Annotated in this window: 12 protein-coding genes; 4 read left to right on the top strand and 8 right to left on the bottom strand. The window is 37.9% G+C overall.

Annotation, left to right across the window (positions count from 1 at the left end; genetic code table 11):
- Positions 1 to 208 precede the first annotated feature (208 nt).
- From HRT55_RS20780 to HRT55_RS20765, 4 genes are all read right to left on the bottom strand, one after another.
- Entirely contained in the window at positions 209 to 958 is a 750-nt protein-coding gene (locus HRT55_RS20780; protein WP_291624351.1) for an NRDE family protein, read from the bottom strand.
- 192 nt (positions 959 to 1,150) lie between these two features.
- A complete protein-coding gene (locus HRT55_RS20775) occupies positions 1,151 to 2,404 on the bottom strand; it encodes a Y-family DNA polymerase (RefSeq protein WP_291624349.1) in 1,254 nt (417 codons plus the stop codon).
- A complete protein-coding gene (locus tag HRT55_RS20770) occupies positions 2,392 to 2,805 on the bottom strand; it encodes a LexA family transcriptional regulator (protein WP_291624347.1) in 414 nt (137 codons plus the stop codon). The genes HRT55_RS20775 and HRT55_RS20770 overlap by 13 nt, the downstream gene beginning before the upstream one ends.
- Before the next feature lie 466 nt (positions 2,806 to 3,271).
- A complete protein-coding gene (locus tag HRT55_RS20765) occupies positions 3,272 to 5,665 on the bottom strand; it encodes an Ig-like domain-containing protein (RefSeq protein ID WP_291624346.1) in 2,394 nt (797 codons plus the stop codon).
- Positions 5,666 to 6,374: 709 nt separating this feature from the next.
- Between HRT55_RS20765 and HRT55_RS20760 the strand changes: the two genes are divergently transcribed.
- The 3 genes from HRT55_RS20760 (at position 6,375) to HRT55_RS20750 (ending at position 7,366) form a co-directional block, all read left to right on the top strand.
- Positions 6,375 to 6,650, top strand: a complete 276-nt coding sequence (locus tag HRT55_RS20760) for a hypothetical protein (protein WP_291624344.1) — start codon at positions 6,375 to 6,377, stop codon at positions 6,648 to 6,650.
- Positions 6,651 to 6,761: 111 nt separating this feature from the next.
- Entirely contained in the window at positions 6,762 to 6,917 is a 156-nt protein-coding gene (locus HRT55_RS20755; RefSeq protein ID WP_291624342.1) for a hypothetical protein, read from the top strand.
- A 194-nt stretch (positions 6,918 to 7,111) separates the two neighbouring features.
- Positions 7,112 to 7,366 (top strand): hypothetical protein, encoded by a 255-nt coding sequence (locus HRT55_RS20750; protein ID WP_291624340.1) that lies wholly within the window; start codon positions 7,112 to 7,114, stop codon positions 7,364 to 7,366.
- Positions 7,367 to 7,750: 384 nt separating this feature from the next.
- Here the strand turns inward: HRT55_RS20750 and HRT55_RS20745 are convergent, their stop codons facing one another.
- The 3 genes from HRT55_RS20745 to HRT55_RS20735 form a co-directional block, all read right to left on the bottom strand.
- Positions 7,751 to 8,317 carry an SOS response-associated peptidase gene (locus HRT55_RS20745; RefSeq protein WP_291624338.1) on the bottom strand — a complete coding sequence of 189 codons (567 nt, stop codon included), beginning with the start codon at positions 8,315 to 8,317 and terminating at the stop codon, positions 7,751 to 7,753.
- Positions 8,318 to 8,352: 35 nt separating this feature from the next.
- Positions 8,353 to 8,442, bottom strand: coding sequence for a DUF4113 domain-containing protein (locus tag HRT55_RS20740; protein ID WP_291610544.1), 90 nt, complete (start codon positions 8,440 to 8,442; stop codon positions 8,353 to 8,355).
- A gap of 182 nt (positions 8,443 to 8,624) precedes the next feature.
- Positions 8,625 to 9,308, bottom strand: coding sequence for a 2OG-Fe(II) oxygenase (locus HRT55_RS20735; RefSeq protein WP_291610542.1), 684 nt, complete (start codon positions 9,306 to 9,308; stop codon positions 8,625 to 8,627).
- Positions 9,309 to 9,638: 330 nt separating this feature from the next.
- Here HRT55_RS20735 and HRT55_RS20730 point away from each other — a divergent pair, with 330 nt between their 5' ends.
- Positions 9,639 to 11,033, top strand: coding sequence for an MATE family efflux transporter (locus HRT55_RS20730; protein WP_291624336.1), 1,395 nt, complete (start codon positions 9,639 to 9,641; stop codon positions 11,031 to 11,033).
- Positions 11,034 to 11,243: 210 nt separating this feature from the next.
- On the opposite strand, the gene HRT55_RS20725 is transcribed toward HRT55_RS20730, so the two are convergent.
- A complete protein-coding gene (locus HRT55_RS20725; RefSeq protein ID WP_291624334.1) occupies positions 11,244 to 12,431 on the bottom strand; it encodes a hypothetical protein in 1,188 nt (395 codons plus the stop codon).
- Between the last annotated feature and the right edge of the window lie 387 nt (positions 12,432 to 12,818).

Genomic DNA, 12,818 nt, shown 5'->3' with positions numbered 1-12,818 from the left:
TCAGTAACATGACATAAAATATTCATTAGAAAATATAAGGCAAAAAATTAAAGGCTAACGTCCGGAATGCGCACCAACTTGTCGTTAGGATATCTTTTGAAATATCGAGTTTTTAAAGTAAAACTAAAAATTCATACACCGGATAACTCTAAGGGGAGTAGCTACCACAAAGTGATTACTTAAAGGAAATTCCGATGGAGTTACTTTCCTACAACCGAAATTTTTGCTTAGCTACACATTGACCTGAAGGTGCATAACTACGGTCATATACTTCAACACTTCCTTCAATGTCTTGCGTAATAATAGAGGTTGTTCGTGTGCCATATGTTGGGGATACTATAAAAATAGCACTGAGTAACTGCTCCCATTCTTCAGTAAGCCCAGTTTCAGGAAGTAAATTTGGCAACGCTTGTTTATCATTGGTCATTAAATCAAACAGTGCATCAATTGAGAGGTTTTCTTGTAAATGAATAGTATCACTTAACAGCTTTTCTCCCCTTGCCATTTTCGGCCAGATATCATCTAGTGCACCATTACAAATACTGTGTACGCCTTTGGAAAGTTCATGGCATTGGTTATTTACGCTGTCATAACAGTACAACTGGTTTAATGAACCATGAATGAGATTAAAGCCATGATACTGACTTGCTTGTTGAGCGAGTTCCTCAGACAAGTTGTTTTCAGTGCTGGCTAATGCCTGTAAAACAAGACCTCCCCTAGATTTTTTAGCTTCTTCGTTTAAAGGGAATTTTCTAAAATTGGTTAAGGCAGCAAATTTTCCCTTTGACGATAAGCCTAACCAAGTTCCTCCTGCTTGGAGATCTTTTCCGGCAAGTATCTTGGATTGCTGCCAAACATGCATGGCTTGAGTTGGACGTTGATGAAACTCATCTCTATTTGCACAAATAATCAACGGATACTTAGGATGTTGCTCGATAGCAATAAATAAAATGCACATAAAGAAGACCTTAGTACCTGATTGATTTGTAGGTAATTATTACACTCTACTACCGTTGTGACTACGAATATTTTATGAATTTACAAGTCGAAATACAGCCAAACTATATTAAGTAAATAAAAAGAACACATGTAGTTAACAAGTCTCTATCTCTTCAATTCGTTTATACTAAATCGACCACACATATTAACCTCAACAGTTTATCTTAGGGATTTCTGACCAGTTACTCGTAGAGCGAGGTGATAAGAAGTTTCGTCTCATTGCCCACTTTTCATTTTTTTCAGCGACTGCCACTTCAACAGCACCTCTTCCATAACGATGGTTTATTTGATCATAGCATTTCATTAAAGGCGGGTTATTCACACTAAGACTAAACATATCTTCTTGCTGAAATTGACTATTCTCTAGTTCAATGCCACCTACCCCGCAGCGATAAAAGCTAATGCCTTGCCTATAAATACTATCAAATACATAAGAAATAGCACCTACTAGCTTTAAGGTATTGTCTGTCGCAATAGGAAACTCATAAATGACCGATTTTTTATAGTAACTGTCATCATGTGGCGAGCTTGATGCAAAAATAACTAGTCGTTTAATTAAAGAGCCTTGCCTTCTAACTTTTGCCCCAACAATACTGGCGTGACTTGATAGTGCAGCTTTAAGCGCATGACCGTCGGTAACTCGTTGCCCGAAACTACGTGTAGAAAATATCTCTTGTTTGTCTTGCCCTATTTCATCCCAGTTTAAGCACGGCATGCCGTTCAGTTCATTCACGGTACGTTCAACGACGACACCAAACTGACCTCGCATTGCTTTAGGCGATTGGTTCGCTAAATCCCAGCCATTTTTAAGCCCTAATATACTTAGCCGTTTACCTAATTTGGAGCCAATACCCCAAACCTCAGTGAGCGACATTCTAGAGAGGATTTCTTTACGAGAGGCTTTATCATCTATTACAGCAACACCATCAAAACCTGACAGTTTTTTAGAGGCATGATTAGCGGCTTTGGCTAATGTTAAGGTTGCGCCAAAACCTACACCAACGGGTAATCGTGTTTCTCGCCAGACAGCCTTTCGTATTACATGGCCGTATTCGTGCCAGTTATCAACACAGCTAAAGTTCTTGAAATGTAAGAACGATTCATCAATAGAATAGACATAATGGTTATCAGAGTACCGTGCAATAACGTTCATCATTCTTTCGCTTAGGTCTGCATATAACTCATAATTTGAAGAGCGAACAACGACATTATGCTTTGCTAAAAAAGACTTTATCTTAAAGTAAGGAATGAACTTAGGTACACCTAGTTGCCTAGCGATAGGACACACAGCACAAATACAGCCATCGTTATTCGTTAAAACGACAACGGGTTCATGCCTAATGCTTGGGTCAAAGACCTTTTCCGCACGCGCATAGAATGAAACGGCGTCAACTAAACCAAACATGACAGCAGTACGGGGAGTTTTTTATGCAATCTAAAGGATACGTTTACTACCCCTTCTATTTGAAAGTCATCGCTATCTGTTATTTTAATGGGCTTGTGTTCGTCAGATGCAGATAGCAATAAGGCATTATCTGTATCAATGATTTTGCAGACAAAGCAGCCATTAAAATTTGCCACAATCACAGAGCCATTACTAACACGCTCCACTCTATCAACGACAAGCACATCCCCATTAAAAATCCCTATTCGTTCCATTGACCTTCCATTAGCTAGGCCGAAGAAAGTCGCATTCGGGTGCTGAAGGAGTAACTCTTCTAGTGATAGATTAAGTTCTCTGTATTCTGCTGCGGGTGATTCAAAACCTGATATCCCTGCTTCAATATAAACGGGTATTACTTTCATAAAAAACCAATGTAACTGTACATAAACACAGTATAGTGTTTTATGGGAATATTTTGAAGTGGGATCATCAATTAAAGAGCACTAATAACGATAGAGCGTTAGCGTATTAGTCATTAATAAAACGTAATGGTTTGATGTTAAAAACTATTAAGGTAAGTTGGACATTCTTTGCTAGGTCGTGTTCATTGAAGGTTTATCAGAGTAAGTTTCTTGGCTTCAGTCGGGCCCTTTGTGAATTTTCTTTCACCCACATAATATGAGTCACGAGTAGTTTATAACTTTCAGTCATTTAATCAATATGACTAGAATAAGTTCTAACTTTTACTAAGTTTCAATATGGGAGGTTGTGCCTATGATTCTTTGATGTTTTAGGATAAGGAAACAGCTATTAATAAGCACAACCCCCTATAATACATAAAAACCCCGCTACATTTAGCGGGGATTATTTTGTTGTAAGTAACTTCAATTACTTACTTTGATTTCTCTCAGCACTGGGATAAATTATTTTTCGCCCTGGAGTCGTGACCTTTTCTATTCTCTTTGTGGTTAAACTTCTCGCCATTTCAGGGGCTACCCATAATGTTGGCTTATTTTCTTTTTTATAGATATTGAGTCTTGCCGGAAAGTAGATGGCATAACCTTCTGAATTTTCACTTTCAATATTTTTATTCCAAGATACATTCATTCTTGCTTTTTCTAGCGTATAAAAACCGTCCTCAATTTCAGCTAATGGTATCCACTCTCTTCGATGACAAAGAACATCTTCATCACAGCCACCCCATGTACCATTGAATATGAATGTATTTTCAACTATTTCCCAATTGAAATCACTAGTGGATAAAAGTAATTCGGTAGCGTTACCATCTTGATCTGCATCTTCAGTATAATAACTGTTATTGAGCATCGTTTTGTTATTTAGAATGTCCCAACCCCAAAGTTCGTCATTAAGCAATGCATTGGTCTCTTCATCCCATAGAGATGGTATCCACCCATTGACATAAGTTTGCCAGAACTGTTCCGCTGAATTAACCAGAAAGTCAGCTGTGAAAGTGAAGTTCATGTCTTGTTTCACAGAAAATTCATAACTGCCATAGGTTTTGTCATCAACCGTTTTGACCAGGTTATAAGCACCATAACTAGGGGCAATATGATCAAGTAAGGTGATTGTTTGAGTTTTCATGTCAGGGTAAGTGACAACAAGTGAGCCTTTACTATCGATTAGCCAGGTAAGATTAAGTTTACTTTCATCGCCGCTAGCAGAGCCATCTGCATTAAATGTAACCATATCAGCCCAGAAATTGACTCCGTAATCATAGTCATTATACCGAATAGGAATTTGATGATGTATTTCCATTGCCCATGTGCCAATTACCAGATCCTCGGTAAAGGCTATTGTGTTGATCTTATCGCCATCACGATACTCCTTGTTATTAACCCGCTCATCATTTACCGCTGGTAATTGGTAGGTAACGCCTTCGTGTTCGAATGAACTGTAAATTTCACTTACTTTTTTTACCTCCCTAACAGAGTCAACTAACTCACCATTAGAGATGATTTTAAAAGTGAGTCCTGTCAAGTAAGTACCAAAATCAATAAGTGCATTGTCTGATGCAAACGCTGCACTTATCATTGCTTGGTCATCTGTTAGGAGGTCAATCCACTCACTGTTAAAAAATTCCAAAGGCGGCTCTGCAAAAGTCACTTCTATCTCGCCATCAGTATTTTTTAACCAAGTAAATACAGTGCTACTTAAATCATTTACATATCTACCGGTACCATCTTGTGCAAATTCGTAAGTATCACCTCCTCTTGCTAAGAAGCCAGGCACAGCATCGGGAATAGTATAATAAAGTGAAGGTAGTGCAGCCGCGTCTACTGCTTCCACTAAGTCTTTGTCGTCAATGATTGATTCAATCGCTAGGGTTAGTGGATTGCTTTCAATATTTTCAGCAACAACGGCTTCAACAAAAGTATTGTATTCCTCTTTTGTTTTAACAAAATCAAGTAAAGATTTACTGGTATCAGGGATATTGAACTCTGGGTTATCTACAATCAACTTAATTACGGCAGCTATTTCTAATAAAGCATCACTGCTAATAGATTTTTCAGCCGTTTGAATTTCTTCAATAGAGGTTAATTCTTTACCATCATTGGCTTCAGTCATTAAAACAAACTTCGCAGTGGTAACGTTGGTAACATTCATTGCAAAGTTTTCATCACTGGAAAGCTCATTATCATCTCCAGCAGACTCTATCAATGAACCAAAAGTGCCTGGGATACTGATGAATTCTACAAATCCTTCTCCTTCAGCTTCAGAGCCTTTTGCTGTGATTTTGACTACTGCAGTAGAGTCGGTAACAGTTATTGGTAAAGAGTAATTGCCGAGATCATCAGCTATGGCTTCAAATAATTTATCTCCTACTTGAATGGTAACTGTCGCTTTAGCTATAGGCTTGTCAGTTACTTTGCCTGTAAGGGTTAACTCTGTTGAAGCATTCACTGTTACTGTACTTTCAGAGGTTAACTCGCCATCGCTTATTTGGTAGGTAAATACTTCTTGCCCTGCATATGACGCTTTAGGTGTGTAAGAAACCTTGTTGTCAATTATTTCAAGTATCCCATTTTCAATTGAAGTTGTAGAGATTATAGATAAAGTGTCGCCATCGGCGTCAGTATCATTTGCTAAAACATCGATTAATACAGTTCCTCCGTTAAGTGATGTTACCTCATCTTGATTTGCTACGGGCGCTTGATGAGTGGGTGCTACCTTTTCAATTTCTACTTTTTCATCGCTTCCACAGCCAGATAAAATAGCTACAGTGAGTAAAGAGGTGGAGAACACCTTTTTATTTATAATCATTTTAATTTCCTAGTTCTAATTGCAAGTGTATGGAGTAAAACCGGATCGAGCTAAGGCATTATATTTTTAGTTTTTTAGATTTTCGTGGTCGACTCAACTTGGTGACTGGAAATAAACTTAGGGCAGAATGAATAGGTGGCTAAGATCCATCTTATTTTGAAGTTTTAACTGCTTCCCGGACAAATTCCTTATTGGCACGGCTATCTGTTTTAAATATAACTCCTCATCTGTGGTTTGCACTTATTCTAGTATCTTTTAAGTTTTTTGTGCCTTTTAGAGAATAATCAATTTAACTAGGTGCATATGAGCATTATTAAGAAGTGGTTTTCATAAGGAGAGTGAGCACTACAAGTATGTTATTTTTTTGGCTCTATCGAGTTGACCTATATGTACGCTGAGCAGAATCAATTTCATCACAGAAAAACGTCATAAGATAACGAGCTTCTAGTCTGTTTTAGTAATGTTACGTTCTGGCCATTGATACCACTACTGACATATTTAAGGTACTAAAAACCATCAATAAATTGAGTACTTTCATAATATTAAATTAGACAAATGTGGTTGGAATTAAATAGCAGTATTTCCTTCACAAATAAGGAAAAATCTCGCTTTTCAACGGATAATTAAAAAATTACAAATGTATAACCTATTGATGATGTGTTAGTAAAAAGGTATTCTTGACTCTGTACTTTCTAAGGATCATATTGTAATGCAAGAAAAAATCACCTTGGTAGTTGATTACCTGAACAGAGTTAAGACTCGCTGCACATACAATGCTGCTGCGAAAGCATTGGGTGTTACACCAAAAGAACTAAAGAAACTGTTGGGTAAGCGCAGTCCTGAAAACTCTTGGTTTGTTAATACGGGAACTGGTATTCCAGTTGGGTATACTGACGAAGAAAAACATCCGGAGCTTCTTCGTACAAAACTTATTATTAAATCAGCGGAAGTTTTGACACGAAATCTAGATTTAAAGAAAAGTTAACAAGTTGCTCAAGCAAGTAGATTAAAAGCGGGGGCTCGCCCTAAAACGCCCCTTAGCAAAGCTAAATTTTACCAATTAGATGCACCCCTAAATTAATTCAAGAGAAAACAAATGGCGAAAAACAATTACAACTATGAGAAGCGGCAGAAAGAGCTCGCGAAGAAGAAAAAGAAAGAGGAAAAACGCCTGAAAAAATTAGAAAAGACTAGTGATGAAAGCCCATCCGAAGATCCTCTATTAGCTGATGATCAAAATACATCCATATAATTATGTCGTCTACTGTGCTCGCATAAAGGAGCAACTATACCGGCATCCAAGTGGTAGCAGATCTTAATAGACTTACGTTTTCAATCCAAATTATAGAGAACGTAAGTTACAGGAATCGTGTATCAACTCATTTTTCATGGGCCGATACTACCAATTAATAAATTTAGTAAGTAAGTTAAATTAGGAGTATTGTATTGCAAACTGTAGTCAAGAAATGGTTCCGAGATAAAGAATCTGGATTTCTGGATAACGGGAATGGCCCAGATATAATGGTACGTAAAGCCGACCTTGTTAATTGTGCTTTCTTAAAAGTTGGTGTCACTGTTGAGTTTGAATGCCACGCAGATAAGCGAGGATTAATAGCCAAAAAGGTTAAGCTTTCAAATCAGAAGCGCTCGCAACAGGGTATTCGAGAGAATAAACCCTACCGTCCAGGTGTAATGACTTAAGTAATTAACTGTCATTAAGCGGATTATGTCCCCGCAGAGCAAGACGATGCAATCTGACCATAAAAATTTCTAGGCAAAAAATGGCTGCCAACCTTTGTTGCAGCTGAGCGTGGCGTTATCAATAAAAATCTAATCCCAATCAGCTTGAAGTACCAACAACCTAATGTCCGAAAAATGACTTGAGTTCAAATGGTGAATGCAACGCTAGCCTTTATATCACAGCCCAAAACGCCTGATTTTAGCGAGTTGTTTACCTTAATAGCCCACTATAGCTAACATCGCCTTTGCGCTGCCGACAGCCAGCTTATATTGCTAGTCACTTATTAAAAGAAAATTTCAAAGATTGGCTAGGTGTATTAATAACACACCTTTTGTAATCGCAACTTAGTCAGTAGGTTCAACATGAATCATTTCATCGTTGACATGCTGAAGTAATGGTTCGACTTCTTGATACGAAGAGTTAAACCAAAAGTCTTTATCTTCGTTAGTAATAAGTACAGGCATACGTTTATGGTACTGACCACACTTAATATTAGGCTTTGTCGTTAAGGTGACTAATTCAGTAAATTCATGCTGAAACAATATACCTGCCATATACAAAGGTACTTTGTCAGTGTGCTCAAATAGGTACTTAACTTTTTTACCCTCCTCTGTTCGCCATTCAAACCAACCGTTACATGGAATTAAACATCGTTGATGTTGAAAGGCTTGTCTGAATGTAGGCTTGCTAGCAACTGTTTCAGCTTGGGCGTTAATAATAAGCTTCTTTGACCATGAGGGTTTTATTCCCCATAGCGCATTTACTTGATGGTAGGTTGAGTTGCTATTTACTAACGTGGCAACTGATTGGCTGGGACTTAAGTTAGTATTCGTTACTGCATTGAAGTGGGTATTAAATAACTCACTCACGATAGGTGAAATGGCTCTGTTTACACTAAATCGACCACACATACTTACCTCTACATTATTTTATCAATATGACTGCATCAATAGTTTATCTTAGGTATTTCTGACCAGTTACTCGTAGAGCGAGGTGATAAGAAATTTCGTCTCATTGCCCACTGTTCATTTTTCATTTTTCATTTTTCATTTTTCATTTTTCAGTAACTATAGGGGTCAACTAATTCGTACAACGTGAATATAAATAATTTAAGCTAAATACAGCTGTTAAATTTAAGCAAATGTATTCTTAAATATTACCAACTGACTTGTGAAAATTGTGACGTCAGTTGTTCTATTTGAATAATCGTTACTTCCCTTAACTAGGAGGGTCAATATTATTGGCAATACTGTTGTTTAAGCGAAACCAACCTGCAATTGAGTATCGATCTCGCCTAGCGGGTAATACTTCATGAGGGAATTCTTCACTTAAAAACACCACTACCGTGCCAAAATTAGGTATTACGGTAATAATATTTTGGTCAACGACTGAAGAATCTGGCGATTTATCATCATAAATAACTAACTCGCCACCATCAGCTGCAGACCAATGTTGATTAAGATAGACCACCACAGAAAGCACACGATTACCTTCACCTTTAAAAGCATCCTTGTGCTTCTTATAAAAATCGCCCTTAGCGTAATGAGAAAAATGACTTTCAAAAGAGAATAAACCAAGAAACAAACGTCTATTTAAATAGGCTTGCAGTGACTCTGACCATTCAATCCAAGAACTACCTGCTTCGCTGTTACTGGTTATCCAGCTAATTTCATCGGTGCGAATAAGTTCGTCAATAATATGTTCTTTGGCACGACCTATACCTGCACGTTTAAAGTCTTCACCTGGCAGTTCGGTAATATGTTGTAATAACAAGCTGGATAAATCGTCGGGCAAAGCGCAAGGGCTGATACTGTAGCCCTTTTCAACAATGTCGTTGGCTATTGATTCAAACAGTGCATTGTCACCATCAGAATGAGCCGTTTGAGCTAGCGTCAACTGCAAGCCATCTTAGGAGATAAAATTAACATTAAACTGTATGAGCCAATAAGTGGGAGTAAACGGCATAATAGCACTTTACACGCACATTAGTGTGGGCTTTCGTTGTCATGATTGTTTAACAACTGACTCTAAAAATAAGAGCTGTTTATGAAGTACTATTTTTGTTTTGGTATTACAAAAATTAATCGTATCGAATTATCGAGGTATTACGTCACTGGCTAAGGCACTAGCTTATCCTATGACAAAAATTGTTACATTCAATATTGAAAGTTTATTAATTTATTGCTGCTCTTATTATATGGTTCCATAACGACAAATCAGCAGAATTAATCGATGACAGTAAAAGATCACACAAGCTTACTAGAAGGGAAAATATCATCGATAATATGGCGTAATAGCCAGCCGATGTTTATGGCGATTCTATTATTATTAATGTACGAACTTTTGGAGTCAGGGTTAATTGCCTTGAGTAGTACCGCAACCTTAACCGCCTTTGGTTTTACCGTTCCCATCACTGCTGCGATGACAGCGCTTGCCGTTGGCACAAGTATTCGTTGTAACAATAAAGTAGTGAAGTCTGCCTGTCTTGAGAAAAACAACCTTGGTCGTAACATCAGCCAGACACTAATCATCTCCGCACTAACACTAGTCATATTCACAATATTGGCATTAGTATTTTCAGAGCAGCTACTTCATTTATTAGGAAACAATAACTGGTTATCGTCAGAAGAAGCCATAAAGGCACCACAATTAGCGGTAGAGCAATCAAGTTATATCAATAATCGCTATTTTTCTTGGTTATTTTTAGGTGCTGTTTGGCAAATTAATGGCATCTTACGGGCGTTAAACTTCAGCCAACTTGCCAGTAACATTATGGTTGCCTGGATAGTGCTTAAGGGTAGCTTGGCATTATTACTATTACTTCCACAAAGCCCTTGGTACTTTGATAGCTTAGTCGCCATCTCACTGGTACACGCTATAAGTGATATTAGCTTTACTCTTATTTCTTTTTATCTATTACAGCGAAAAGTAAAACTTAGCTGGCCATCATTGAATGAGTTTAAGACGCAATGTAAACAACCAAAGTTAAACAGCATTTTAGTTATTGGCCAACAACTGATCACACCATTAAGTTTGGCGATATTAACGATAATTGCTGCTAGTTATAACCACCTTTATGTTGCCGCTTTTGCTTTAATCTTTAAACTTGAAGCGATAATTTTGCTAATCCCCATGGCATTAACCACGTCAATGCCAGCAATAATTGGCTTTAATTACTGGACAGGTCATCATGATAGAGTAAAACAAGCATACCGCTATATGTTTGCCACAGTGCTAATAGCGCAGTTTGTTATTGCCATAGCGTTAAACTATACGGTAGATTTTTGGGCAAACTCATTATGTCCTCACGATAGCGTTACCATACATTTAAAACATTACCTTACTTGGTTACCTTGGGGCTATATCGGTGCAGGGTGTGTCATTGTTTATCAATCAACATTGAACGCCAAAGATAAAGCTATCACGGCAAGTGTACTTGGAATTATTCACCGTTTAATTCTGCTCATCCCCCTTGCCTGGTTCGGCCTCAATGATGGTGAATATTCACTTTATCCTGCGCTCATGCTAGCGCATTTATCTTCTGGATTCTGCGTTTTATATTTATTTAGAAGAGTAAGTATTATCAATAAAGGTATTCCGGCATTAAAGCCGCAGGTCACGATTTAAAGTAACAATGAAGAAGTGAGATCTCTTGTAAGCAGTTAGTTTAGAAAGGATAGTATTTCAGAAAGATAATACAGCTTAAATAGCTGGGCTATTTTTGAAGGCTGTTAGTTAGAGCTGTGGCTAAATTGCAGTGTAAATCCGTTACCATGCAGGTTGAATATTAATGGCTATAGAGGGTAAAATTGCTTTACCCTCTACTGATGTAACTATCTAACCAAAGATTGCTCTCATCAAACCAATAACATGTTCTACACTCTTACCGGTTTTAACTTCTCTAAGGATAGTCTCGCGTTTGCCTTGAATATACTCAGGTATACCATCTTCAGCAAGTGCTTGATCAACAACTTCCTCAGGGGTTAACTTAACACGACCTCGTCGACTAGACTTGTAGCTACTTTCTGCGCTATTTAATTTTTTATCACGAATACGCAAAAAGTTAGATCCAAAAGCAAAATCTTCATCGGCAAACATAAATAAGTCGACTAAAACCGCACGAGCTTGCCAAAGTTTGGCTTCACGTTCATCTTCAGGCTCGTCTTGATGCCACCAAGCGAAAGTACGTAAAGTACCGATCATATCTTGCCAATAGCTTTCAAAATCAAAGCTATTAAATTTTGCTATCGATAAACCTTGGCAAAGCACTTCAATTTTTGCGTTTGTTAGCGCAATAAATTGATCAGGACGTTTCATCGCTAATAAACGTGTAGCGGGTGCTAGTGGTGCTTTCTCACCGTTTTCCTTGCCAACAGTGTAACTGGTAAAGATTTGTTTGTAGGCACTAACAAACTGCTGATACTGTTTAGGCGTTACATCACCAGAATCTGGAATATGACTTAAAGCAGCATCAAAACTTTCAGGTTGCTGGGCTAATAAAATATGAAAAACTTTAGCGCCTTTGGTGGAAGCAAACCATTCGACATCAAAATTATATTGCGTATGACAATGTTGGTTAGTGTGTTTACCAGCAAAGGCAAGACGTTCAAGTTCAGACATCTCAGCTAAAGTTTTGCTCTTTATCAATTGAATATAATCAAGCAGTGCTAAGCGCTCTTCCAAGGCATGTAAACTCGCTTGCTGTTCAACAAAAGCAGTGAATATAGGCCATGGTGCTATGCGTGCCATTTTGAATTGACTAACACTAGCGCCTAAAACCAGCACTTGCTCTAATTTTTTCAAAATAGGTAATTGGTGATCTTCAAGCAGGCTTATATTAATGCGGTTGCGACAGACATCAATTAACTCGGTACACCAACCGAGGTAATCCTCAGGTCGATTTTCAACTTTAACCGCCATTAGGTTTAAAGTTAACTCAGTAACATGCTTTAATGCATTTTGGTATGAAGCACTTTCGGCTTCACTTAGTGCCATTTTTACAGGGGAAGATAAAAATTTTCTCATTTACCAGTACAACTCCAAAATTACATAAATACAAATAAATCCGCAGTGTTCACTACGCATAGATATAAAACTTGTCATCTGACTCTTATGAATCGGGCTTATCTTAATACAAGCTAGCCATGTCCGACACTAACATAGGTTATTTAAAACCCAGAAAGCAAAAAACCCGCAGCGTGAGCTACGGGTTTCCGTGTACCGAAGTACAAATTAGAAGTCTCGTAATGTCCCGCTACGCTCTCACATGGGCTTTACTGTGACATAAGTCACACTACCATCGGCGCAATGCGTTTCATTATCGAAACTAAAATAAAAGTTTAGCAATGTCCTACTCTCACATGGGAACTCCCACACTACCATCGGCGCAACTGCGTTTCACTTCTGAGTTCG

The organism is Colwellia sp. (genome assembly GCF_013214175.1).
Lineage (GTDB): Bacteria > Pseudomonadota > Gammaproteobacteria > Enterobacterales > Alteromonadaceae > Colwellia.
Note: the sequence above shows the minus strand (reverse complement) of the source record. Positions and strands in the feature narration are given on the sequence as shown.